Annotated in this window: 21 protein-coding genes; 13 read left to right on the top strand and 8 right to left on the bottom strand. The window is 71.7% G+C overall.

What is annotated here, in order from left to right; all coding sequences use genetic code 11:
• Window positions 1-21 precede the first annotated feature (21 nt).
• On the bottom strand, window positions 22-426 hold the full coding sequence (locus tag ABWI07_RS09850; RefSeq protein WP_200842112.1) for a Fur family transcriptional regulator: 405 nt from the start codon (window positions 424-426) through the stop codon (window positions 22-24).
• 410 nt (window positions 427-836) lie between these two features.
• On the opposite strand from ABWI07_RS09850, the gene ABWI07_RS09845 reads away from it, so the two are divergent.
• The 5 genes from ABWI07_RS09845 to ABWI07_RS09825 are packed head-to-tail and all read left to right on the top strand — an operon-like array spanning window position 837 to window position 8,322.
• Window positions 837-2,414 (top strand): chitinase, encoded by a 1,578-nt coding sequence (locus ABWI07_RS09845; RefSeq protein ID WP_149261330.1) that lies wholly within the window; start codon window positions 837-839, stop codon window positions 2,412-2,414.
• A 10-nt stretch (window positions 2,415-2,424) separates the two neighbouring features.
• Window positions 2,425-4,188, top strand: a complete 1,764-nt coding sequence (locus tag ABWI07_RS09840; protein WP_353818287.1) for a chitinase — start codon at window positions 2,425-2,427, stop codon at window positions 4,186-4,188.
• Window positions 4,189-4,241: 53 nt separating this feature from the next.
• Window positions 4,242-5,117 carry a lytic polysaccharide monooxygenase gene (locus ABWI07_RS09835; protein ID WP_353818286.1) on the top strand — a complete coding sequence of 292 codons (876 nt, stop codon included), beginning with the start codon at window positions 4,242-4,244 and terminating at the stop codon, window positions 5,115-5,117.
• Window positions 5,118-5,130: 13 nt separating this feature from the next.
• Entirely contained in the window at window positions 5,131-5,751 is a 621-nt protein-coding gene (locus tag ABWI07_RS09830) for a DUF305 domain-containing protein (RefSeq protein WP_149261327.1), read from the top strand.
• Between the two features lie 9 nt (window positions 5,752-5,760).
• Window positions 5,761-8,322 (top strand): glycosyl hydrolase family 18 protein, encoded by a 2,562-nt coding sequence (locus ABWI07_RS09825; protein ID WP_353818285.1) that lies wholly within the window; start codon window positions 5,761-5,763, stop codon window positions 8,320-8,322.
• A gap of 338 nt (window positions 8,323-8,660) precedes the next feature.
• Here ABWI07_RS09825 and ABWI07_RS09820 read toward each other — a convergent pair whose 3' ends face one another.
• Together ABWI07_RS09820 and ABWI07_RS09815 are read right to left on the bottom strand one after the other, a co-directional pair.
• Window positions 8,661-9,329: a nitroreductase family protein gene (locus ABWI07_RS09820; RefSeq protein WP_353818284.1), complete on the bottom strand. Its 669-nt coding sequence runs from the start codon at window positions 9,327-9,329 to the stop codon at window positions 8,661-8,663.
• Between the two features lie 63 nt (window positions 9,330-9,392).
• Window positions 9,393-9,920, bottom strand: a complete 528-nt coding sequence (locus ABWI07_RS09815; protein ID WP_160161015.1) for a VOC family protein — start codon at window positions 9,918-9,920, stop codon at window positions 9,393-9,395.
• A gap of 131 nt (window positions 9,921-10,051) precedes the next feature.
• Here ABWI07_RS09815 and ABWI07_RS09810 point away from each other — a divergent pair, with 131 nt between their 5' ends.
• From ABWI07_RS09810 to ABWI07_RS09800, 3 genes are all read left to right on the top strand, one after another.
• The gene (locus ABWI07_RS09810; RefSeq protein WP_353818283.1) at window positions 10,052-11,323 is read left to right on the top strand and encodes an acyltransferase family protein; all 1,272 of its coding nucleotides are present in this window, start codon (window positions 10,052-10,054) and stop codon (window positions 11,321-11,323) included.
• A 72-nt stretch (window positions 11,324-11,395) separates the two neighbouring features.
• Entirely contained in the window at window positions 11,396-13,552 is a 2,157-nt protein-coding gene (locus ABWI07_RS09805) for a TerD family protein (RefSeq protein ID WP_353818282.1), read from the top strand.
• A 183-nt stretch (window positions 13,553-13,735) separates the two neighbouring features.
• Complete coding sequence (locus ABWI07_RS09800; protein ID WP_353818281.1) at window positions 13,736-14,647, top strand: SLAC1 family transporter; 912 nt, start codon at window positions 13,736-13,738, stop codon at window positions 14,645-14,647.
• On the opposite strand, the gene ABWI07_RS09795 is transcribed toward ABWI07_RS09800, so the two are convergent.
• The 3 genes from ABWI07_RS09795 to ABWI07_RS09785 form a co-directional block, all read right to left on the bottom strand.
• Entirely contained in the window at window positions 14,620-16,071 is a 1,452-nt protein-coding gene (locus ABWI07_RS09795) for a DHA2 family efflux MFS transporter permease subunit (protein ID WP_353818280.1), read from the bottom strand. The two genes, ABWI07_RS09800 and ABWI07_RS09795, sit on opposite strands and share 28 nt — an antisense overlap.
• 203 nt (window positions 16,072-16,274) lie before the next feature.
• Window positions 16,275-16,607, bottom strand: coding sequence for a hypothetical protein (locus ABWI07_RS09790; protein WP_149261320.1), 333 nt, complete (start codon window positions 16,605-16,607; stop codon window positions 16,275-16,277).
• 32 nt (window positions 16,608-16,639) lie between these two features.
• Complete coding sequence (locus ABWI07_RS09785) at window positions 16,640-17,017, bottom strand: hypothetical protein (RefSeq protein WP_149261319.1); 378 nt, start codon at window positions 17,015-17,017, stop codon at window positions 16,640-16,642.
• A gap of 371 nt (window positions 17,018-17,388) precedes the next feature.
• Here ABWI07_RS09785 and ABWI07_RS09780 point away from each other — a divergent pair, with 371 nt between their 5' ends.
• Window positions 17,389-19,350: a SpoIIE family protein phosphatase gene (locus ABWI07_RS09780; RefSeq protein WP_353818279.1), complete on the top strand. Its 1,962-nt coding sequence runs from the start codon at window positions 17,389-17,391 to the stop codon at window positions 19,348-19,350.
• Here ABWI07_RS09780 and ABWI07_RS09775 read toward each other — a convergent pair.
• On the bottom strand, window positions 19,347-20,297 hold the full coding sequence (locus ABWI07_RS09775; RefSeq protein ID WP_353818278.1) for a suppressor of fused domain protein: 951 nt from the start codon (window positions 20,295-20,297) through the stop codon (window positions 19,347-19,349). The genes ABWI07_RS09780 and ABWI07_RS09775 overlap by 4 nt on opposite strands.
• Before the next feature lie 530 nt (window positions 20,298-20,827).
• On the opposite strand from ABWI07_RS09775, the gene ABWI07_RS09770 reads away from it, so the two are divergent.
• Genes ABWI07_RS09770 through ABWI07_RS09755 form a run of 4 tightly spaced genes read left to right on the top strand, consistent with a single transcriptional unit; the run spans window position 20,828 to window position 23,900 of the window.
• Window positions 20,828-21,262 (top strand): hypothetical protein, encoded by a 435-nt coding sequence (locus ABWI07_RS09770; RefSeq protein WP_353818277.1) that lies wholly within the window; start codon window positions 20,828-20,830, stop codon window positions 21,260-21,262.
• Complete coding sequence (locus ABWI07_RS09765; RefSeq protein ID WP_353818276.1) at window positions 21,249-22,418, top strand: hypothetical protein; 1,170 nt, start codon at window positions 21,249-21,251, stop codon at window positions 22,416-22,418. The genes ABWI07_RS09770 and ABWI07_RS09765 overlap by 14 nt, the downstream gene beginning before the upstream one ends.
• Window positions 22,415-23,011: a hypothetical protein gene (locus ABWI07_RS09760; RefSeq protein ID WP_149261314.1), complete on the top strand. Its 597-nt coding sequence runs from the start codon at window positions 22,415-22,417 to the stop codon at window positions 23,009-23,011. Before ABWI07_RS09765 ends, ABWI07_RS09760 begins: the two co-directional genes overlap by 4 nt.
• A 1-nt stretch (window position 23,012) precedes the next feature.
• Window positions 23,013-23,900, top strand: a complete 888-nt coding sequence (locus ABWI07_RS09755) for a hypothetical protein (protein WP_353818275.1) — start codon at window positions 23,013-23,015, stop codon at window positions 23,898-23,900.
• On the opposite strand, the gene ABWI07_RS09750 is transcribed toward ABWI07_RS09755, so the two are convergent.
• The gene (locus ABWI07_RS09750) at window positions 23,886-24,494 is read right to left on the bottom strand and encodes a TetR/AcrR family transcriptional regulator (protein WP_353818274.1); all 609 of its coding nucleotides are present in this window, start codon (window positions 24,492-24,494) and stop codon (window positions 23,886-23,888) included. The two genes, ABWI07_RS09755 and ABWI07_RS09750, sit on opposite strands and share 15 nt — an antisense overlap.
• Window positions 24,495-24,590 lie beyond the last annotated feature (96 nt).

The following is a 24,590-nucleotide window of genomic DNA, read 5'->3' as shown; positions in this document are numbered from 1 at the left end:
TCCAGGGCGACCGTGGGTGAATCAGGAACTCTCGGCGGTCGAGCAGTCGGGGCACAGGCCCCAGTAGACGACCTCGGCCTCGTCGATCAGGTAGCCGCGGTCGTCGGACGCCGTCAGGCAGGGGGCCTCCCCCACGGCGCAGTCGACGTCGGCGATGGCTCCGCACGAGCGGCACACGACGTGGTGGTGGTTGTCTCCGATCCGCGACTCGTAGCGGGCCACGGAACCGGACGGCTGGATGCGCCGCAGCAGGCCCGCCGCCGTCAGCGCGCGCAGCGAGTCGTAGACGGCCTGGTGGGACACCTTCGGAAGCTCCTCGCGCACGGCGCCGATGACCGACTCGGTGTCGGTGTGCGGGTGCGCGTGGACGGCGCTCAGCACCGCCAGCCGCGGGCGGGTCGCGCGCAGGGCGGCCGCACGCAGCATCTGGTGGAAGTCCAAGGAGCTGGCCACGCCCCCAGCCTGCCCCGTTATCTGGAATCAGTCAAGATATTGAATGAACCATGTTCAGGGGTGTATCGATTCTTTACCCCTGCCAGGAGGACGGATTCCCGAGCGTAGATCGGCGGCGGCGGCCGGCCACCTGGCGATGTTCGCCGTCGATCGCCGCCCGTTCCGGCGAGAGTTGCCGATTTCGAAGATCGCCGGAGCTGGTTCGGTACGCGAGCTGGGGTGGTCCCCCCGCCACGGTCCAGCACTCCCGCAAGGGTCTTGCCCGCGTCGCGGGCACTGGCTACCTTGACCCTAAATAGATAGGAAACCTTCCTATCCAATATGTGAACGATCTCGGGGTTCGGGGGAATCCGCCAGCCTTTCCGCACCGATGGAGTGAGCCCTTGCGCCCCCGCTCTGCTCTCAGCGCCCTCGCCGCCCTGCTCCTCGTCCTCACCATCGCGCCCGGCGCCCGCGCCGCCGCTCCGGGCGCCGCCACCGCCACCTTCAGCAAGCCCTCCGACTGGGGCTCCGGGTGGGAGGGACGTTTCACGCTCACCAACGGCACCGACACGGCGATCAACGGATGGCGGGTCGAGTTCGACCTGCCCTCGGGGACGTCCGTCGGGTCCTACTGGGACGCGCTCCTCACCAAGGACGGCCGGCACAGCACGTTCCAGAACCGCGACTACAACGCCGTCGTCCCGCCCGGCGGGTCGGTGACGTTCGGGTTCCTGGGGAACGGTCCCGGAAGCCCGCAGAACTGCACGTTCAACGGGAAGCCCTGCGAGGGCGGCGGGACGACCGATCCCCCGGGCTGGCTCGGCGCCCCCGGCACGCCCGCCGTCACCGCGCGGACCGACACCTCGCTGACGCTGGCCTGGCAGGCCGGCAGCGGGACGCCCGCCGGGTACCGCGTCTACGAGGGCTCCGACCTGAAGGCGACCGTCAGCGGCACCACCGCCGTGATCGGCGGCCTCGCCGCGTGCTCCACGCACGGCTACACGGTCAAGGCCTACGACGACAAGGGCGAGTCGCCCGCCAGCGCGGCCGTCACCGGGACGACCAGCGGATGCGCGACCGGCCCGCTGCCCAAGCACTTCCTGACCGGCTACTGGCACAACTTCGTCAACCCGGCGCAGGAGCTCAGGCTCTCCCAGGTCCCCGACCAGTACGACCTGGTCGCCGTGTCGTTCGGCGAGGCCACCGCCCGGTCCGGCGAGGTCTCGTTCCGGGTCGACCCCGAACTGTCCACCGCCCTCGGCGGGTACACCGACGCGCAGCTCAGGGCCGACATCGCCGGCCTGCACTCCAAGGGCAGGAAGGTCATCCTGTCGGTGGGCGGCGAGAAGGGCGCGATCCGGGTCGCCGACGGCGCCTCGGCGCAGCTCTTCGCCGACTCGGTCGCCGGGCTCATGACGCGGTATGGGTTCGACGGGGTCGACATCGATCTGGAGAACGGCCTCGACCCGACCTACATGGAGCAGGCCCTGCGGGCGCTGCGCGCCAAGGCCGGCGCCGACCTGATCATCACGATGGCGCCGCAGACGATCGACATGCAGTCGACCGGCGGGTCGTACTTCCAGCTCGCGCTGAAGATCAAGGACATCCTCACCGTCGTCCACATGCAGTACTACAACTCGGGCGCGATGCTCGGCTGCGACCAGAAGGTGTACGGGCAGGGAACGGTCGACTTCATCACCGCGCTGGCCTGCATCCAGCTGGAGAACGGGCTGCGCCCCGACCAGGTCTCGCTCGGACTTCCGGCCGGGCCGGGCGCGGCGGGCGGCGGCGTCGTGGCGCCGTCGGTCGTCAACAACGCGCTCGACTGCCTTGCCAAGGGCACCGGTTGCGGCACGTTCAAGCCGTCCCGCACCTACCCCGACATCCGCGGGGCGATGACGTGGTCCATCAACTGGGACGTCACCAACGGCGGCGGCTTCGCCGGGACCGTGGGCCCGCACCTGGACACCCTGCCGTAGGGAGCCTGAGATGAAGAAGATCTGGGTCCTCGCGGCCCTCCTCGCCGGACTGCTGGTCGGGGTCACCACCCCGGCGCACGCGGACAACGTCCTGGCCAACGCCGGGTTCGAGAGCGGTTCGCTCACCCCGTGGTCGTGCGACGGCGGATCGGTCGTGACCAGCCCGGTGCGGACGGGCGGCCACGCGCTCGCGGGAGGCGTGACGGCCGGGAGCACCGGCCAGTGCACGCAGACCGTGAGCGTGAAGGCGAACACCGCGTACACGCTGTCGGCCTGGGTGCGCGGCAGCTACGTGTACCTCGGCGTGACCGGCGGGGCGTCCACCTGGATGCCGTCCGCCGCCGACTTCACCAAGCTGTCGGTGGCGTTCACGACCGGGGCAGACCAGACGTCCGTCCAGGTCTACCTGCACGGCTGGTACGGCAACGGCGCCTACTACGCCGACGACGTCGCCCTGGACGGCCCCGGCGGCGAACCGCAGCCCGGCGTGCCAGGCGTGCCCGCGGCACCGAAGGCCGGCGCCGTCACCGACGACTCGATCGCCCTGCAATGGGGTGCGTCGTCGGGCACGGTCACCGGCTACCGCGTCTACGAGGGCGCCACGGCCAAGGCCACGGTGACCGGAACGAGCACCACGGTCTCGGGTCTGGCGGCGTGCAGCTCGCACACCTTCACGGTCGCCGCCTACAACGACGTCGGCGAGTCGGCGAAGTCCGAGGCCGTCAGCGCGCGTACCGGCGGCTGCACCGACACCGGGCTCCCGAAGCACGCGCTCATCGGTTACGTGCACGCGAGCTTCGCCAACGGCTCCGGCTACGTGCGGATGGCGGACGTCCCCGACGCGTGGGACATCATCGACCTCGCGTTCGGCGAGCCGACGTCCCCGACCTCCGGCGACATCCGGTTCACGCGGTGCCCGGCGAGCGAGTGCCCGAACGTGGAAAGCGACGAGGAGTTCATCGCCGCGATCCGCGCGAAGCAGGCGCAGGGCAAGAAGGTGCTGATCTCGATCGGCGGCCAGAACGGCCAGGTGCAGCTCACGACGGCGGCCGCGCGGGACGCGTTCGTCCGGTCGGTGTCGGCCGTCATCGACAGGTACGGGCTGGACGGCCTGGACGTCGACTTCGAGGGCCACTCGCTCTACCTGGACGCGGGCGACACCGACTTCCGCAACCCGACCACCCCGGTCATCGTCAACCTGATCTCGGCGCTGAAGTCGCTGAAGGCGAGATACGGGTCGAGGTTCGTCCTGACGATGGCGCCGGAGACGTTCTTCGTGCAGGTCGGGCACCAGTTCTACGGCGGCGCGGGCGGCGGCGACAACCGGACGGGCGCCTACCTGCCGGTGATCGACGCGATGCGGGACGACCTGACCGTCCTGCACGTCCAGGACTACAACTCCGGCCCGGTGATGGGCCTGGACGGCCAGTACCACACCATGGGCGGCGCCGACTTCCACATCGCGATGACCGACATGGTGAAGGCCGGGTTCCCGGTCGCGAACACCGGTCGCACGTTCCCCGGCCTGCGTCCCGACCAGATCGGCATCGGCCTGCCCGCGGCGGTCAGCGCCGGCAACGGGTACACGCCGCCCGCCCAGGTGCAGCAGGCCGTGAACTGCCTGGCCAAGGGGCAGGGCTGCGGCTCGTACACGCTGCGCGGCGGGACGTCCCCCGACCTGCGCGGGCTGATGACCTGGTCGGTCAACTGGGACCGCTACTACGGCTGGGAGTTCATGAACAGCCACGAGCCCTTCCTGAACGGCCTCCCCTGACCGGCCGTCCTGAACGGCCTCTCGCAGCACCCCACCCCACCGGAAGGAAACCCATGCCATCCACCCGTAGGAAGGCCGCCGCGGTGGCGGCCGCCGCGCCGGCCGCGTCCGCGCTGGTCGTGCTCGGCACGGCGACCGCCGCGAGCGCGCACGGCACGATGTCCGACCCGCCCAGCCGCGTGTACGTGTGCAGCCAGGAGGGGCCGGAGAACCCGACGTCGGACGCCTGCAAGGCGGCCGTCGCGGCCAGCGGCACGCAGGCCTTCTACGACTGGAACGAGGTGTCGCTGCTGGACGCGGGCGGGCGGCACCGGGAGATCATCCCGGACGGCCAGCTGTGCAGCGCGGGCCGGGCCAAGTACCGGGGACTGGACCTCCAGCGCGCCGACTGGCCCGCCAAGCCGATGCGGTCCGGCCAGCAGACGATCACCTACCGCGCGACCGCGCCGCACGGGGACAGCAACTTCGAGTTCTACATCACCCGGGAGGGCTGGGACCCGACGCAGCCGCTGCGCTGGGGCGACCTCGTCCCGCTGGCGAGCTTCACGCACCAGTACCCGTCCGAGTACACCAACTGGACGCTGAACATCCCGCCGCGGACGGGCCGCCACGTCCTGTACTCGATCTGGCAGCGGGTGGTGGGCAGCCAGGAGGCGTTCTACACCTGCTCCGACGTCGACTTCGGCGGGACCACCACCCCGACGCCGACGCCCACCCCGACCCCGACGCCCACGCCCACCGAGACTCCGACCCCGACACCCACTCCCACCCCCACCGGGACGCCGAGCGGCACCTGGAAGGCGGGGACGTCCTATGCGGTGGGCGACCGGGTGACCTATGACGGCATCACCTACGAGTGCCGCCAGGCGCACACGGCGATCGCGGGCTGGGAGCCGCCGGCCACGGCCGCGCTCTGGCAGCCGGTCTGACGAGCCCGGCGCGATGAGGCGCGGCCTGACGACGTCCGGCTCGCTGGCGCTGATCGCCGCGTGCGTCGTCCTGCTCGCGGTCCAGTGCGGGGCCGGCGGCGGTCCGCCGTCGCCGGTCCCCGTGCAGGCGCGCGGCGGGACCGGGTTCAACGCCACCGACGTCATGTTCCTGCAGATGATGGTCCCGCACCAGGGCCAGGGCGTGCGGCTCGCCCGGCTGGCGCGCGGCCGTCCCGTCCGCCCCGAGGTCGCGACGCTGGCCGCCGCGATCGAGACCACGCAGCTCGCCGAGATCAGGGACATGGCGGGACGGCTGCGCGGCTGGCACCGGCCGCCGACCGCCGACCCGCACTCCCGTGAGCACGACCTGCACGGCGGGATGCCCGCGACCACCGACGCCGAGTTGAAGGCGCTGGCGCGGACGCCGCCGGACCGGTTCGAGCGCGCGTTCCTCAACCTGCTGATAGCCCACCAGGACGACGCCGTCCAGCTGGCGCGGCTGGAGACCGGCAAGGGCGAGGACGCGTGGACGAGGCGGCTCGCGCAGCGCGTCGACAGGTCCCGCTCGGCTCAGATCGACCGGATGCTGGCGCTCCTCGGCTCCCCGACCCCGAAGAACCTCCCCCAGAAGTAGGTGTTCGGCATGCGCAGATTAATCGCGGTCCTCGCGGCCTTCGTCGTCGTCGCGGCCTTGGCCGTCGCGCCCGCGCGGGCGGCCGACCGGCTCACGGCGGTCTTCAGCCTGTCCGGCACGACCGGCAAGTACGTGGTCGGCAATCCGGGGACGGCCGACGTCAGCGGCTGGAAGCTCGTCTTCGAGCTGCCCGCCGGGGTGACGGCGAGCAACCCGCAGAACGCCGCGCTGTCGCAGAACGGCACGAAGGTGACGCTGACCCCGGCGTTCTACATCAACACGGTGAAGGCGGGCGGGAGCACCGAGCCCTACAGCCCGGCGTTCACGCTCAGCTCCGCCGCCCAGCCGACGAGCTGCACGGTCAACGGCGCGAACTGCGACGGGACGGGCGAGCCGGCGCCCGCGCCCACCGGGATCACCGCGGACTACACGGTCAGCGGGACGCGGGCCAAGTTCGTCGTGGCGAACCACACCGGCGCGTCGATCGGCAACTGGTCCGTCGTGTTCGACCTGCCCGCGGGCGTGACCGCGAGCAACGCCGACAACGGGACGGTCAGCCAGAGCGGCACCACGGTCACGCTCAGCCCGGTCTACTACAACTCGACGGTCGGGGCCGGGCGGACGACCGAGCCCTACAGCCCGACGTTCACCGTCAGCAGGTCCGGCGCCGAGCCGACGAGCTGCCGCGTCAACGACGCCAACTGCGACGGCGCCCCGGACACGCCGCCGAGCGCCCCGGCCGGTCTGCGGTCCACGGTGAAGACGACCAAGACCGTCTCCCTGGCCTGGGACGCGGCGAAGGCGGGCAGCCTGCCGGTCACCGCGTACGAGGTCTACAACGGGTCGGCGCTCGCGGTGACCGTTCCCGAGACGAGCGCGACGGTCACCGGCCTCACCCCGAACACCGAGTTCACGTTCACGGTGAAGGCCCGCGACCGGAAGGGGAACCTCTCCCCCGCCAGCGCGCCCGTCACCGTCAGGACCAACGACCCGGCCGCCGACACGCAGGCGCCGTCCGTCCCGTCGGGGCTGCACAGCACGGGCAAGGACTCCGCCAGCGTGAAGCTCGCCTGGACGGCCTCGTCCGACAACACCGGCGTCGCGAACTACGACGTGCTGGTGGACGGGAAGGTCGCCACGACCGTGACCGAGACGACCGCCACCGTCGCAGGGCTGTCGCCCTCCACCGAGTACGCGTTCGCCGTCCGGGCGCGCGACCTGTACGACAACCTGTCGGCGGCGAGCGCGGCGGTGAGGGCGACGACGGACGACGTGGTCTCCGACGGGTACGCGCGTGTCGGCTACTTCGTGCAGTGGGGCATCTACGGCCGCCAGTACTTCGTGAAGAACCTCGACACCACCGGCAACGCCGCCCGCCTCACCCACATCAACTACGCGTTCGCGAACATCGACCCGGTCAACCTGACATGCCTGCAAGGCGTCACGAAGGGCACCACGTCCGACCCGCAGGACCCGAGCCAGGGGGACGGCGCGGGCGACGCCGAGGCCGACTACGGGCGCCCGTTCAGCGCCGCCCAGTCGGTGGACGGCGTGGCCGACACGGGCTGGGAGAAGCTGCGCGGCAACTACAACCAGCTCAAGAAGCTCAAGGCCAAGTACCCGAAGCTGAAGGTGCTCATCTCGATCGGCGGCTGGACGTACTCGAAGTACTTCTCCGACGTCGCCAAGACCGACGCGTCCCGGAAGAAGTTCGTCGCGTCCTGCATCGACACGTACATAAAGGGCAACCTGCCCGACTACAACGGCGCGGGCGGGCCGGGCACCGCCGCCGGGATCTTCGACGGCATCGACCTCGACTGGGAGTGGCCGGGCGCCGAGGGGCACCCGGGCAACCACGTCAGTCCGGACGACAAGCACAACAACACGCTGCTGATCGCGGAGTTCCGCCGCCAACTCGACGAGCTCACCAGGTCGACCGGCAAGCGGTACCTGCTGTCGGCGTTCACCCCGGCCGACCCGGCGAAGATCGAGGCGGGCTGGGAACTGGCGGAGGTCGCCAAGTCCATGGACGTCTTCAACATCCAGGGCTACGACTTCCACGGCGCGGGCAGCGACAACTCCTGGGAGCCCAACCGCACGGGCCACCAGGGCAACCTCTACGCCGACACCGACGACCCGTACTCGTTCCACTTCAGCGTCGAGAACGCGGTGAAACCGTATCTGGACGCCGGGGTCAACCCGCGCAAGCTGACGATCGGCCTCGCCTACTACGGGCGCGGCTGGCAGAACGTGACCGACGGCGGCAAGGGCGGTGAATGGCAGGACGCCAAGGGCGCGGCGCCAGGGCAGTTCCAGGAGGAGGCGGGGACGCGCGGCTACAGCAACCTGCTCGCCAGCGTGCCCGACTGCAGGATCGTCCACGACGAGCAGGCGGTGGCGACGTCCTGCTACACCGGCGACAACGGCCAGTGGTGGACGTTCGACGACGCCTGGTCGATCCAGAAGAAGACCGCCTGGCTGCGGAGCAGGAACCTGCTCGGCGCCATGATCTGGGAGATGTCCGGCGACCCCGGCGTCCTGACCAAGGCCCTCGACGACGGCCTGAAATGAACGGCTCGATGACCTGAGCCGGACCCGCCCCCGATCCCAGGGCCGGCGTCGCCGCCCCGCTCGCGGCGCCGGCCCTGTTCCATGCCCGGGATCAGGACGCGCGAGGACGGACATGGGACTGCGCCATCCTCCCCGACGGGCGGGGGACCGGCGGTCCCGCGTGCGTCTGGCGCGTAGACGGGGGTCACACGGGGCCGCCGGGGACTCCCGGCAAGGACCTGGAGCCTTACCGCAGCTTATTGGCGTTACGCCAATAAGACAAGCCGCGTCCGGTCAGGGGGTGATCCGGGCGCGGTCTCGAAGGGCATGGCCAGGGCGCGTGCCCGGCCAGGCCGTGCTCACCAGCGGTCGATGTGGAGGATCTCCTCCAGCGGGACCCGCGGGGCCGGACGGAAGGTGTCGCCGGTGTAGTAGGCGGTGGGGATGAGCGCGCCCTGGCGGACGTCCTCGGGCAGGCCGAGCAGCTCGGCGACCTCCAGCTCGTACATCAGGTGAAGGGACGTCCACGCGGTGCCGAGCCCCCGGGCCCGGGCCGCGAGCGCGTAGTTCCAGACGGCGGGCAGCAGCGAACCCCACAGGCCCGCCTGGTTGCCCTCCGCCAGCCGCCCGCCGGGCACGTGCAGGCACGGGATCACCAGGACCGGCACGTCTCCCATGCGCTCGGCCAGGTAGGCGGCGCTCTCCCCTACGCGGCGCTGGACCTCGGCGCGTTCCGGATCGTCCTGGTAGCGGGCGGCGCCGGCGCCGCCCGCCTGCGCGTAGGCCTCGAACGCGCGCCGGTAGTGCTCGCCGATCGCGGCGCGCGTGGCGGGGTCGGTGACGACGATCCACTGCCAGCCCTGCCGGTTGCTGCCGCTCGGCGCCTGGACGGCGATCTCCAGGCACTCGCGGACGAGTTCCATGGGGACGGGGCGGTCGAGGTCGAGGCGCCTGCGCACGGTGCGCGTGGTGGTCAGCAGCTCGTCCGGGCTCAGCGGCAGCGTCGTGCGGCTCTCATCGGTCGTCATGTTCCCCATCGTCCCCAGGCGCCCCGGGGCTACCCACCGCCGGGGGCCAGGGGCCCGGCGGGATCAGTCGGCCTCGATGACCGGGTTCAGGAAGACGTCCTTCGCCTCCTGCGGGGTGAGGTCGGTGCGGCCGGTGAGGTCGTTGCGCGCGTCGGTGAACCGGAACCGGTAGCCGCCGGGCGGCAGGTGGCCGATCTCCCACCAGTTGCCGTCGAGGTCCTTGAGGTAGAAGGAGTAGACCCCGTGCTGGCGGACGGGCTTGTTGAGCTCCTTGACCCCGTACTCCTCGGCCACTTCCGCGATCCGGCGGTAGGCGTCGTCCACCTCGCCGTCGCTGCCCACGTCGATCCCGTTGTGGTAGAGCAGCGGCATGTCGGGGCGGTCGGGCTTGGACTCCACGCACACGTACGTGTGGTCGCCGCCGAGCCTTGCGTAGAGCACCGCCACCATCGGCTGGACGACCTCGAGGCCGAGGATCTCCTCGTAGAAGCGCCGGGTCGCCGCCACATCAGTGATCTTGAGCGTGCCGTGCGAAAGGAAACGCGACTTGATCGCGGGTTCTCCGGTCGAGCGGTGCGTGATCGCAGGCATTGGCCCTCCAAACCGCCGCTTTTCGGGCGACGCACAGGAAACCGTTCTCGTCCATTTCACGGCAGATATGCGTTTCAGGGAAGACCTGAGTTCGATGGTAGAGATGAGGTAAGAGCTACTACTCTGTCGGAATGCTTCCCGCCTTGGGGGTTTCCCCCGCATCGTCCAGACTTGGGTGGCTCGATGCGCTGCGGGGGGCCGCGGCCCTGGCGGTGGCGCTGCACCACGCCGGCTACGTGTACCTGCCCGACCTCCGGGTGCGGATCGCCGACTGGTTCGATCCCGGCCTCTTCGGCGTGCTGGTGTTCTTCCTGGTCAGCGGGTACATCGTGCCCGCCTCGCTGGAGCGGCGCGGCAGCGTGCGCGGATTCTGGGTCGGCCGCTTCTTCCGCATCTACCCCCTGCTGGCCGTGACGTGCTTCCTCGCCGTCCTGCCGTTCCTGCTGGGCGTGCTCGGGCTCAGGGCGGGCCTGGAGGAGTACTCCCCCGCGACGGCCGTCCTGGCGCACGCGACGATGCTGCAGGACGTCCTGAACGTCCCGAACGCGATGAACGTGCTGTGGACGCTGTCCTACGAGATGGCCTTCTACCTGCTGGTCGTCGCGCTGTTCGTGGTCGGCGGGAGCCGCCGGTCGGCGCCGGCCGCCGTCGTCCTCGCGGTGGTCGCGCTGGTGGCGGTCGCGCTGACGGCGACCGGGCTGCTGACGGGTGCGTACGCCCCCGCGGCCCTGCTGTCGCGCACCGCGGGCACGGGCCCGGTGGTCGCGGTGACGGTGGCAGCGCTGGCGGTGGCGATCCCGGCGGCGTCGTCCCGGCGCCCCGCGCCGCGGATCGCGGGCGGGCTGCTCGGCGGGCTGCTCGCCCTCGCGCTGGTCTCGGTCAACGGCCGCGTCGGCGCCTGGGAGGGCCTGCTCATGCTGGCGGCCATGTTCACGGGCACCGCCGTGCACCACGCCGAGCACGGCCAGATGACGCGGCGCGCGGCCGGAGCGACGTGCGCCGCGGTCCTGACGGGCGCGCTCGCCGCCGGGACGTGGAACGCGGCCCCCTACGGCCGGAACGCCCAGCTCGTCTGGTGCGGCGCGGTACTGGCGGCGGCCGCGACGTTCGCGGCGGCCTGGCGGCTGCGGCACCGGCGCTTCCCCGCATGGGCGACCGGTCTCGGCACCATCAGCTTCTCGGTGTACCTCCTGCATCCGCTGCTGCTGATGGTGGCGGCGCAGTTCTTCGACGTCTCCGGACGCGAGGACCCGGCCGGCCTCGCGTTCTTCCTGCTCGTGCTGATCGCGGTCAGCTGGGCCTCGCAGCGCTGGATCGAGGCGCCCGCGCAAAGGCTGGGAAGGCGCCTCGCCCGCTCGACCGCACCGGATACGCGGATGGAGCAGCACGCACTCGCGTCCTGATCCGAACGGTCAATTGACCGCGAAGAAGTTAATGACGTGCGGGAATTTATGGTGCTCTGTCACCATGGCGCGGTGAACATCTGGCTTGAGGCATTGGTCGTCCGGAACACGCATCGCATTCCCGCGCCCTCCGGCCCGTCCGGAGAAGGGGCGGCGGTGGCGCGGCAGTTCGACGCCGCGCTGATGTCGGCCGGCTTCAAGCTGTCGGGGGACGTCCTGCGCGCGCTGTCGGGGCTCTCGGAGCAGACCGTCCGGAGCCTCGCGGTGCGGACGCTCGCGACCGTCCGCGACATGGCGGGCGACCACGTCCGGCACAACTCCTACTTCCGCGACTTCCCCCGCAACGTGCCCGACACCCTGGACTTCTGGCTCGGGCTCCTTCACGAGACGATGCAGGACGCCGACCTCGCACCGGCGGCGCGCGAGTCGCTGCGAGGCGGCGTCCTCAACCTGCTGACGCTCAAGGGCTACGGCCGCTACCAGCACACCTACGAGGAGATGCTGGCCGCGCAGGACGAACTGGTCGCCGCCGCGAGCGACCGGGTGACCGTCCTGCACCTCGGGCGCGGCCTCGACGAGGAGGCCGCGGAGCTCTATCTGCGCCTTGCGGAGAGCACCACCCCGCTGGGGGAAGAGGACCTCGAGACGCTCGGGAAGCTCGCCGCGCACCACGCCTCCGGCCCGCACCCGGAGCGGATCCCCGTCCGGGAGAACCGCGCCGTCATCAACCGGGTCCGCCTGGCGCTCGGCGCCGAGCCGCTCGTCGACACGGTCACCGACGTGCTGCGCCTGGCGTGCGCGCTGTCGGACGGCGACGTGACCCTCCAGGAGCCCACGCGGTTCGCGTCGATGCCGCGTCCCACGCGCCGGGCGCTGCTCGCCGCGCTCGACGGCGTGGTCCGCGACGACCCCGGCAAGCTCGGCGACGTCGCCGCCTGGCGCGAGCCGTGGAAGCGGCTCGGCGAGCGGCTCCACCCGCACGAGTACCCGAAGTGGGCGGGGGCGGCGGACGTGTTCGCGGTCGCGCGCGGCGAGAAGAAGGCGCCGTCGTTCGCGGCGCGCTTCGAGGCGCGCCTGGCGTCCGGGGACCTCGCGGGCGCCGCGCGCGTGGCGGCGGGCGCGCCCGGGATGCTGTTCCGGTCCCTGGACCGGCTGCTGCGCCTCGCGCCGGACTCCCAGGACGCGGTGCTCAAGACGGCCGAGTCGGTGGCCGGCCGCGTGTCGGGACGGGTGCTGCTGTCGGTGCGGGAGCACCTGCTGAACCGCGCCGCCGAGACCGGGGGCACGCGGCTGTTCGCCAACCGGCTCGGCCTCGGCGTGGCCATGCCCGACACCCGCCCGCCTCTGGACACCGCCGCGGTGGAGCGGCTCTCGGCGCTGCTGGACGAGGAGATCCGCGGCCGGCTCCCCTCCGTCGGGCACCTCGTCGTCGCCCCGGACGCGCTCGACGTCGCGCTGCCGCTCAGCGGGAAGGCCGCCGGGAACGGCCTCGGCGTCCTGCCGCGCGGCTCGATGTCGCCCGTCGACGGCGCCCTGCTGCGGTTCTTCGTCTACTGGAGGCAGCACGAGACGCGGACGGACTTCGACCTTTCCGCGCTCATGCTCGATGACGACTACGACAACCCGGAATGGCTGTCCTACACCAACCTCACGAGCGTGGCGGGAGAGCATTCCGGCGATATCACCGACGCCCCCGAAGGCGCCTCGGAGTTCATCAACCTGACCCTGGCCAAGGTCAAGGCGCGGTTCATCGTGCCGCAGGTGAACATCTACTGCGGGGAGGGCTTCGAGGACGTCGAGGAGTCGTTCTTCGGGTTCATGCTGCGCGACGCGGAGCAGAAGGGCCGCCCGTTCGAGGCGCGGACCGTCCGGATGAAGTCGGAACTGCGCGGGCCCGGTCGGGTCGCGCTCCCGCTGGTGTTCCTGCGCGGCGACGACGGCCGGTGGAGCGCCAAGTGGCTGCACCTGCACCTCAAGGGCGGGACGAACTTCAACCGGGTGGAGAACAACCGGGTGACGACCTCGATGCTGCTGCGCGGGATCGTGGAGCGCCGCTTCCTGACCGTCCGCTACCTGATGGACCTCCTCGGCGCCGAGAAGACCACCCTCTGGGACGGCACGGCGCCCGGCGGACCGGTCACGTTCATCGGCCTGGAACGCCCGGAGGGCCTGCACGAGGACTCGATGGTCTACACGCCGGAGAATCTGGGTGACCTTGTCCCGGCCTGACTGCTAAGGTCGATGTGCGAGGCCATGAAGGGGCTTCCTTCTCATACTTTCAGATGATAACCAGCCCTTTCGCTTTCCTCGCTTTCGACAGAAACGGGCGCGCCTTCCGGTGCGCCCGTTCTGTTTTCCGGCGCCTTTGTCCGCCGACTGGCCCGCCCCCGGTGCGGCGGCCATAGTGGTTCCGTGGGCGAGCATCGGGCGGAGAACCCATGGGGCGCCGAGGTCATGGCGACCGGGATCGTGGCGGTCGGGCTGCACCTCGCGGGCCTCGTGTGGGCGGCGCGCGTGCTGCTGGCGGTCACCGCCCTGCTTTGGGTCGCCCTCGTGGTGGTGTTCGGCGGGCTCGTCGCGGGCGGCGGGGCGCGCCTGCGGGAGGAGACGTCCACGCCCGCCGCGCTGACGGCCGTGGCGGCGACGGGCGTCCTCGGCGACGGCGCGGCGACGATCTCCCGTCCCGTGGCGGCCGCGGTCCTGCTCGGGCTCGCGGCCGTGCTGTGGGCGGTGCTGCTGCCGCGCGTCCTGCGGCGCCTCGGCCGGCGCGTGCCCGGCGCCGCGTTCATGCTGACGGTCGCGACGCAGGCCGTCGCGGTGCTCGCCGCGACGCCGGCGATGCGGCGACCGGAGCGGTGGCTGCTGTGGCCCGCGGGCCTCCTGATCGTTCTCGGCCTGCTGCTCTACGCGCTGGTGCTGGCCCGGTTCGACCTCGGCGAGCTGGCGGCCGGCGCGGGCGACCAGTGGGTGGTGGCCGGGAGCCTGTCCATCTCCGCGCTCGCGCTCGCCAGGGCCACGGCCGACGCGGACGCACCGGCACCGCTGGATTGGGCGACGCTAGCGGTCCTCGCGGGGGCGCTCGCCTGGTACGCGGTGCTGGTGATCTGCGAGGTGCTGCGGCCCCGGACGTCCTATGACGGGCGCCGCTGGTCGACCGTGTTCCCCCTCGGCATGACGGCCGTCAGCGCGATGGCGGCGGGGAAGACCTGCGACGTCCCCTGGCTCGGGACACTCGGCGAGGTCCTGCTGTGGCCCGCCGTCGCCGTGTGGGCGGTCGTCGCGGTCGGCGCCGTCCGTCACGCGACGGCGTCCGCCTCCGGCTGAGGCCGCCGGCGCTGTTCGGCCTCCTCCTCGGCGCGGGGCCGCGGCAGGAACGGGACGATGGCGGTGCCCACCGCCGTGATGGCGGCCGCGACCACGAACGCGGCCGAGTAGCCGTCCACGAGGTCCGGCCCGGCGTGCGCGGCGGTGGTGCCGAGGACGGTGAGCCCGATCGCGCCGCCGATCGTGCGGGAGGTGTTGACGACGCCCGCGACCGCGCCCGCCTCGGCGGAGGGCACCCCGCTGGTCGAGGCCTCCACCAGCGGCGTCATCAGGAGGCCGAAGCCGAAGGCCATGGTCGCGCCCGGTCCGAGGATCGCGGTGAGGAACGTTCCATCGGCGTCCAGCACGAGGCTCTGCCAGGCGAACCCGGCCGCGGCCAGGAGCCCGCCGACGCCGGCGAGGCGCCGGACGCCGAGCCGCGCCATCAGCGGCGGCGCGAGCCGCGACCCGAGGATGATCCCCGCCGTGTGCGGGAGGAACGACAGGCCGGTGCGGACCGCGCTGTAGTGCAGGACGTTCTGCATGTAGAGCGACAGGAAGTACCAGAGCGCGAAGCCCGCCATCGTCGCGACGAGGGTCGCGAGGTTGCCGACCGCGACGCTGCGCAGCCGGAACAGCCGCAGCTGGACGAGCGGCTCGGGGGCCCGCGACTCGACCGCGACGAACGCGGCGAGCAGGACGACGCCCGCGCCGAGCGGGAGCACGCCCCTCCAGCCGTGGTCGCCGATCTCGCCGATGCCGAACGCGAGCAGCCCCACGCCCGCGGTGACGAGGACGGCGCCGGGCAGGTCGAGGCGGCGGCGCCCGGCCGCCTCGCGCTCGGCGCGCAGCCAGCGGGCGGCGATCACGGCGAGGACCGCGCCGACCGGGACGTTGATCAGCAGCACCCAGCGCCAGCTCAGGTAGTCGGTCAGCAGCCCGCCGACGAGGCCGCCGGTCGCGCCGCCCGCGGTGCCGACGGCCGTCCACGTCGCGATCGCCTTAGTCCGGGCGGGGCCCTCGGGGAACGTCGCGGTGACGAGCGACAGCGTGACGGGCGCGAGGACCGCCGCGCCGAGGCCCTGGAACGCGCGGGCCGTGACCAGCATGGCGCCGTCCTGCGCGAACCCGCCGGCGAGGCTGGCGAGGGTGAACAGGCCGAGGCCGGCGAGGAAGACGCGCTTGCGGCCGTAGAGGTCGGCGGCGCGCCCGCCGAGGAGGAGGAACCCGGCGAAGGCCAGCATGTAGGCGTTGACGACCCACTGCAGGCCGGTGACGCCGAGCCCGAGGCCCTCGCGGATGTGCGGCAGGGCGACGTTGACGACGGAGATGTCGAGGACGACGAGGAACTGGCCGATCGACGCGGCGAGCAGCGCGGCCCACCCCGGGGTCGTCGCCGTGGCCGGCCGCGCCGTCGCCTTGGCGTTGAGGTCTGCTGCGGTCATGCGTCCATGCTGGCCGCCGGGCGGGCGCGGCGCGTCGGTCGGCGGTCCCGGTCGGTCACGTCCGATCGGCCTAGGACCCCGGCCCGGTCACGGTGGCGGCTCCGTCGGGTTCTCCGCCGACCGCCTGCGTGCGACCAGGAGGGCCCACACGACGAGAAAGAGCGCCCACCCGTGTCGGGTGGGCGCTCTTTCCCTGGTTCGGATCAGGCGCGGCCGAGGTCCCGGATGGACACGATGGACGCGGTCTGGAACTTCTTGTGGCCCTTGCCGTCGGCCTTGACCGACGTCTTGTAGGTCTTGGTCGTCCAGCTCAGGCTGTACTTGATCTGGAGCTTGTGCTTGGTCTTGCAGCGGTTGTGCCAGTACACCGTCACGGAGCTGTTGCCGTCGCCGTAGGACCAGGCGAAGCACCCGGCGACGCCGCGATGGACGTCGGCGGACGCGGGAGCGGCGCCCACCCCGACGGCGAGGCCGGCGGTGACGGCCGAGGCCGCGGCGATGGCGGCGGCGCGGGTGCGCAGGCTGCGTGCGGACATGTGGTTCCCCCTCTGGCTACCGCCGGACCGGCTCAGCACGAACCCTTGGACAGGATGCTGACCTTGTTCGGGTTGCCGTTGTCGATCTTCTTGTGGCCCTTCTTCTTGGCGGGGGCCACGAAGCACTTGTTGAAGCGCGTGCCGTTCTCGCGGACGAACTCCAGCTCGATCGCGCGCTTCTGGGAGCAGTGGTTGTTGTAGTAGACGGTCGTCGAGACGTTGCCGTCGCCCCAGGAGATGTTGATCTTCTTCCCCTTGGGGGACTTGCACTTGGCGGACTTGTGGTGCGTCGCGTTGACGGACACGCCCCCGTCCGGGCGGGCCTGGGCCGACGCAGCGGCGGGAGTGACGAGCACGCCCGCGGCCAGGCCGGTGCCGACGAGGGCCGGGATGAGCTTGCGGTACTTCACGTGATCCCCTTTCGTGAGTCCAGCAGCACGCCCGCGCGGCATTGGTCCGGCCGAGGTGACCGGAACCGGCCGTGCGGACGGACCAAGGTTCGCACCGGGCGCGGCGGACCCGCAAGCGATCTTGATCCGGCCGGGCGCGGCGCGGCGGAACCGGAAGGAACCGTTCCGCGAACAAGATCATCACTGGTCGCGGACGGCTTCCGGGGCGCCCGGGAGAGCCTGCGGGGCCTGGCGTGAAATGGTCTCGGTGTGAGATGAATCTCCTCGGCGCAAGCGGGTACCGCTGCTTGCGCACCCGGTGCGTCACAAGGTGTTAACCCGGATGTGTCGGAAACAAAGGGACGCACGGAGGGTGACCATCCGGAGGGTTGATGCAGGACTCCCCAGGCGACGAGGACATGGACAGGATCACCGGCGATGCACGGATCGTCCGCGAGGTGTTCGAAGCGATCCCGGCCGCGGTGGCCGCGGTCGAGAATCCCGGCGACTACCGCCTGGTGGCGGTGAACGCCGCCTACCGCGCGCTGGTGGCGCGGGACGAGGTCCTCGGCCGCTCCGCCTCCGAGCTGTTCCCCGAGCTCGTCGCCCAGCAGCTGTTCGAGCTGTTCGACCGCCCGTTCCGCACGGGGGAGACCGTGACGGCGCGGGAGTGGCGCGTCCAGCTGCCCCGCGCGACCGGCGACGACGAGGACGTCTACATCGACTGCACGATCGTCCCGCAGAAGTCCCCCACCGGGGAGGTGGTCCGGCTCGTGGCGTTCGCGCAGGACGTCACCGAGCGGGTGCGGGACCGGCAGGCGGCGCGGCGGCGGGCGGCCGAGGCGGAGCGGGACCCGGGCGAGCCCGTCGACGTCGTCGGCGTGCTCCAGCGGCAGCTGCTCCCGGCGGGCCTGCCGATCCTGCCGGGCCTCCAGCTCGGCGGCAGCTACCTTCCCGCGGGCGGCGGGACCGCCGCGGGCGGCGACTGGTTCGACGCCGTCCCCCTGCCGGACGGCCGGACGGCCCTCGTCGTCGGGGACGTGGCCGGGCGCGGCGTCGAGGCGTCGGCGGCGATGGGGCGGATCCGCTCCGTCCTGGAGGACCGGCTCGACCACAGCGGCGACATCGGCGAGGCGCTCGCCGCCGTCGACCGGCTGGCGTCGCGGCTTCCGGCCGCGCGGGCGGCGACCCTGTGCGTCGCCGCCCTGGACCCCGCCGACGGGCGGCTGACGTACTGCACGGCGGGGCATCCGCCGCCGCTGCTGATCCCGTCCGCGGGCCCCGCCCGGTTCCTGCGCTCGTCGGGCGGCGGGCCGCTCGGCTCCGGGGCCGGCTTCCCGCTCGCCGAGGACCACCTGGACGTCGGCGACCAGCTCCTCCTCTACAGCGACGGAATCGTGCGGCGGTCGGGCGAGGAGGTCGTGGCCGGCACCGCCGAACTGGCGCGCGTCGCCGCGGACGTCGCCGCCGGCCGGGTGCTGCGCGAGGACTGGCTCGCCGCCGTCGACCGCCTCACGACCCAGACGCTGGAACTGCTGGTCAGGACGTCCGGGCATGACGACGACATCGCGCTGCTGGCCGCGCAGCGGACCGCCCCGCCGGCGCCGCTGCTGCTGGACCTGCCGGCCGAGTCGGAGGCGATCCCCGCCGCCCGCAAGGCGCTCGACGAGTGGCTGTACGACCTCGGCACCCGCGCCGAGGACGTGATCCTGCTGCGCCACGCGGTCGGCGAGCTGGTCACCAACGCCGTCGAGCACGCCTACAACGGCACGCCCGGCGCCGTCCGGGTGCGGGCCGAATGCACCGGGCGCGGCATGGTGGAGGTCGAGGTCGCCGACGACGGCCACTGGCGCGAGCCGTGGCAGCCCACCGAGGACCGCGGCCGAGGCCTGGCCATGGCGAGCGACTTCGCCGACGACCTGCACGTCGAGACCGGACCGCGCGGGACGACGGCGACCGTCCGGCACCGGCTGACCCGCCCGGCACGGCTGCTCACCGCCGGGGAGGTCGCGCCGCCGTCCGCGTCGGACGACCTGCCGGAACTGCTGCTGATCCTGGAGCAGCCCACGGCGGGGCCGCAGCGGATCCGGCTGGACGGCCCGGTCGACTCCGCCACCGCCGAGCAGCTGCGCGAGGAGCTCGTGGTGCGCACCCGCGGCGGCACCACCCCTCTCACCGTCGACCTGACCGGCGTCACCCACCTGTCCAGCGCCGGCGTCGCCGTCCTCTTCGAGGCCGAGACCCGCACCGACGCCCCGGGCCGCCCGTTCCTCCTCTACGCCCCACCGGGCAGCCCCGCCCAACACGTCATGTCGATGGTCGCCCTCCCCCACACGACGACCGAACCCGGCTAAGCGACCACGTTCACGGTGAGGGCCCCGACCCGGTACGTGCCGGGCTGCGGCCGGACGGCCTCGGCGACGGCGCGGCTCACCTCGTCCGGCAGCGTGATCTCAAGCGCGTCCTCCGCCCGGGTGTGGCCGAACTCGGGGCCCGGGAGCAGCACGACGGGCTCCCCCGGACCGCGCAGGACCAGCGGGTTCCCGTGCGGCACCCGGGCCGGCAGCACCTTGGTGAACTGCGGGACGTGCTGGACGCCGATCTCCAGCGTGACGCCGCGCGAGGTGTCGGCGGCCAGCCGCTGGAAGAACAGGAACCCGGTCCCCGACCCGTCCCGCGCGGAGCCCTCGCGCACCGCCGCCGCGACCCCGGGCACGTCGGCCAGCGACATCCGTCCGAGGTCGGTGACCAGCAGCGGCAGGTGCGGCGCCATGGCCTCGACGAGCCCCTGCACGTGCCACGACTGCGCCGCGTGCAGCTCGTCGGTGGTGAGGCCGACGAACTGCAGGAACGCGACGTCCCCCAGCGCCGTCTCCGCCCGCCCGAGCTCCGGGTCGAGCACCAGCGCCCCGGCCCGCACGGCCGAGTCCGGCCGCTCGGGATCGAGCCCGTCCGGGAACTCGATGTAGTGCCCCGGCCGGAAGTCGTTGCCGCTCTTCACCACGTACGACGCCAGATTCTCCAGATGCCCCATCGCCCAGTTCGGCGCGGCCTCCTCCCCCGCCCGCCGCGGCACCCGCAACGTGAACTCGTACCCGCGCTCCTCGTACGGCGCCGTCAGCGCGTACCCGACGAGATGCCAGTGCGGCACGGGCTCGTCCCGCGGATAGACCGCGATCGTGTTGGTGACGAACTGCCCCATCGGTACCGGCCCCATGGGCCGGTACGGCACGGGCGCGTCCCATTCCAACCGCTCCGCGTCCCCGTACCGCGCCTTGAGCACCCGTCGATCGCGTTCCACCCGTCCAGATTGAGCATCCCGTCCCCTCTCGTCGCCTACACCCCGAACCGACGCACCAACCCCACCCGCGGTTCAACTCTCCGGGCCCGGAGCCGCGCGACCGGTTGCGGCGGGATGGTCCACCGAGCGACAGCCAGCCCCTTACGACCGATATCGGCCACCCCGAAGCCGTTGCGAAAATAAATGCACACCGTCCGCTCTTCTGAAATTCCCAGGACAGTGATCTGCATCTCTCATCCCGGGTTTCCATATCTACATAGGTGCATCCTTTTCGAACAGCAGCACGAAGGACGGCGGCGGGCAGGGCGCTCATTTCCGCAGGTGCCGCCCCACACGCACGATCGGCGTTCGGGTTATGGACACGAAAGACATATCCGAAATGCTTTCGGCATGCATCCGGAACATCGGACACCGTTCCCTCGCCGCGACCTCGAAAATGCACGCCGTCACTGGAGGATCCGCCATTGCCGTCTCATAATGAGACCTGACTGAGGGACGTTTGAACGAGCCGACAAGAGGGATGTGGCGGCATGGACCCCGCGCTGGCAGGGCTCGCCGGCGCGGCGGGGGCGGCCCTGGTGGAAGCCATGACCACCGATGTCTGGGCGACCTTCAGGACGCGCATCCTGCAGATCATCGGCCGCGGCGCCCGGGCCGCCGACGAAGGACTCGTCAGGGAACTGGAGGAGTCCGCGGGCAGGCTCACCCGGCGGCCCCCACCGGAGCAGGCGATGCTAGAGGCGGAGCAGGCGCGGTGGACGGCGCTGCTGGCGGTCTTCCTGGCCGAGCACGCCGAGGCGTCGGCGGAACTCCAGGAATTCGTCACCCGGGTGCGGCGGTCACGCGCCGACACCCGCACCGGCCACGTCGTGCAGAACGTCAGGGCCGACCGGAACGCCTTCATCGCGGGCAGGGACCAGCACATATCGATGGCGATGGAGCCGCTGGACGATGACGGGCGATGAACTGGACCGTCCGGCACCCAGCCAGGACGTGTGGGCCAGACGAGACGCCTTCGTGGCGGCACGCGACATCTACGTCACCGCCCTGCTAGGCAAGACGGCGCAGGATGCCGGCGACGGCAAGGCCGCCTACCGGCGGGACCGGCCCCTCTTCGTCCAGTACACGAATCCCGAGATACTGGCGTGCTACGGAACGAAGGTCAGCGGGGAGCACGCGGGCCTCGTCCTAGCCCAGGCCCTGGATGCCACCCGGCTGGCGCTTCTCCTCACCGAGCGGCATCTCCTCGTCCCGGCCTCCTACATCTTCGAGATCCCCTGGTACCGGATCTTCCTCGGCTGCTTGGAGCCGCTGATGCACGCGGGGGCGATCCGCTACATCTCCCCCGTCCCGGACCTCACCGACTACCGGGAGATGAAGGTCCACGAGTACCGGCGCGACCCGCTCAACCCGTACCATCACGCGGAGCTCCCCCGGGCCTGCGCCGACCCGGACTTCATGTGGGCGCCCCGCCACGGCAGGGCGACCTCCGCCGGAATCGGCGACCTGTGGCGCGACGCGCTCCAGCCCGGCGGCGACCTGCACGGCATCGTGCGCGGGACCGCCCACAGATGGCGTCGGCCCTACGGACGCGCCGAACGCCTGCTGGCGAGGACCCCGGAGCGGCTGGACGGCCAAGCGTTCATCGCACGCTTCGTCGAGCGGACGCTTCCGGCCCGGCTGAACCCCGCGGAGAGCACGGCGCTCGCCTTCTTCCTCTCCCGCGCCTATCTCCGCAGTTACCTCCTCGACATGGACGCCGCCGTCCTGGTCGATCTCCCCATCGGGGACCTGACCTGCGGGCTAACCGGCATGGACGGCCGGCTGCTGCCGGCACGGCGGCTGGACACCGCCCTGCATTGGCTGAAGGCGCACGACTTCGTGCACCGCACCGCCCGCTGGGACGAACTCCTGCGGTTGAGATCGCTGCCGGAGTTCGGACTGATCGTCCAACGCGCCTATGACGAGCGCTCCGTGAACACGCTGCGGATCGCCGCGACGAAGGCCCGAAGGTACTCGGGGTTCCGGCAAGCCGGCACCTATGCCGAGGCGAGGTCGAACGTCCTCGCGGTGGCCGACGCGATGACCGATCAACAACCCGTTTGGAGAGAACGTCCATGACCATTTCCGTGTACTGCTCCGGCTCCATCGCGAAGGGGGCTTCGGACGAGAAGAAGCTCTGCTGGTCGGACGTCGAGCGACTGGAGGTCGCGAAGGGTGCCGCGCCCGCGGACGTGGTCTTCCTGAACCCCGACGACCCGATCACCGATCCGCGCAACACGCTCGGGCAGTTCGGCCGCGACATGTACCAGGTCATGGTCGCGACGGCTGTCATCGTGGACGCCCGGGAGAGGCGCGGGATCGGCATCGGCGTGGAGATGACCGCCGCCGCCCTTCTCGGCACGCCCATCATCGTGGTGGCGCCGCCGAACTCCAAGTACCGGGCCGACGAACTGGAGTACCGCGGCGTCCTGGTCCACGACTACGTCCATCCCCATGTCGCCGCCCTCGCCACCGCGGTCGCGGACGACTTCCTTTCGGCGGGAGAACTGCTCCCCCGGCTCGCATCGCAGAAGGCCTCCGAGGCGCACCACATGCCCGACTGGCTGGACGAGGCGATAACGGAGTACCGCCAGAACGTCCTGCCAGGTGACCCGCCGATGCTGGAGGCATTGGAGCGGCTGCGCGTGAAGCCGTTCGCGGGGAGCCGGTGAGGTGATAGCCGACTCGGGGAAGAGCGTCGCCGAGCCCGTCGGCGACGCCGGCCCGCGGATCTACATCGTGCGCAACGCCGCACTCGAGGACCTGCTCTTCGACCGCGGTCTGACCGGGGTCGAGTTCCGCCGGACCTGCCTTCGCATCAGCCGGCACTTCATCGCCCACCTCGCGGACGAGTTACCTCCGGACGACACCGCCGAGCTGATGATCCTCGGCAAGGGTCTGGTCTACCAACTCGGCGAGGCGGTGGCGGCGGAGACCGGTCGGAACCTGCCTGCCAACCTGATCGCCACCTCTCGCTCGGCGGTGTCCCAGGGCACCGCCAGGATCGAGGTGCCGTACGCGTGCTTCGAGGCGCCCGCCGGCACGCTGATCATCGGAGACACGGTCGCGTCCGGCGCCACGATCGTGGCGGCGCTGAGCCGCTACCTGGAGGCCCATCCGGTCCGGCGGGTCTTCGTCGTCTCCTATGCCGGGACGCTCCTCGGCGCCGCCAAGATCGCGGACTTCTGCTCCGAGCGCGGTATCGAGACCGCCTTCCTGTACGGACTGGCCGTGTTCGGCTTGGGCGCCAACGGCTTCGACCTGTCGTTCCTCCATCCGGAGACGATCACCCGCGACGACTACGTCCAGCGGGCGCGGGAGCTTTTCACCGGCAAGGCGGTCTCAGCGGTGGGGTGGGACTTCGGCGCCCAGTGCATGGCCCCGCGCAAGTACCGCCATTTGAGCTGGGTCGAGGCGGACGTCTGGGGACTCACGGACACCGAGGCGTTCGCGTTCACCGAAGAGCCCGAAGACTGGTCGGAACTCGCCCACGAGCGTGCGGCTTACGAGGGCGTCCTCCGATGCGCCGACTCCGGAGGACCTCGGTCACCGGGGGCGTAGGCCGTCCAGGATGAGTTGGGCGATGCGGGCCGAGCGTTCGCGGCTGGTCTCCGCGCCGGCGTGGCGGATCGCGGCGAAGGCTCCGGCGACAAGGGCCATCACCTCGTCGGCGGTGATATCGCCGCGCACGACGCCTGCCGCTTGGGCCCGGTCGAGCAGGTCTGCGACATGGCGGGTGAGGTCTGCCGCGACGTCCGGGGCGGCGGTGCGCAGGTCGAACTCGGCGGCCTCGAGCGCGCTCTTCACCGCCACGTTCTCGGCGCCGGAGGCCGTCATCCGGGCCAGCAGCGTGAACACCGCCTCCGGATCGCCGGTGGCGGCGAGCGCCTCCGCCTCCTTCACCAGCCCTTCCAGCATGTCGGTCGCGACGGCGAGATACAGCTCTTCCTTGGCCGGGAAGTGCCGGTGGACGGTACCGGGGCCGACACCGGCGCGGCGAGCGATCTCGTCGAGCGAGACGCCCAGTCCTTCCGTCGCGAACAGCCGCTGAGCGGTCCGCAGGACCCGCTCGCGGTTGCGGCGCGCGTCGGCCCGCAACTCCCGGTCGCGCCGGCGAGCCGCCGGCGGCTGGGGCTCAGGTGGCTGGCTGGACATGTCGGCCAGCATAACCGGGGCGGCACACCGTATAGTCTGTGATTAACCGGGGCGGCGCACCGCTTAGGCACGCCGCCCATGACCGGCCACAAGGAG

Source organism: Actinomadura sp. NPDC000600 (assembly GCF_040492135.1).
Classification (GTDB): Bacteria; Actinomycetota; Actinomycetes; order Streptosporangiales; family Streptosporangiaceae; genus Spirillospora.
This window is presented reverse-complemented; position numbering and strand designations above follow the sequence as displayed.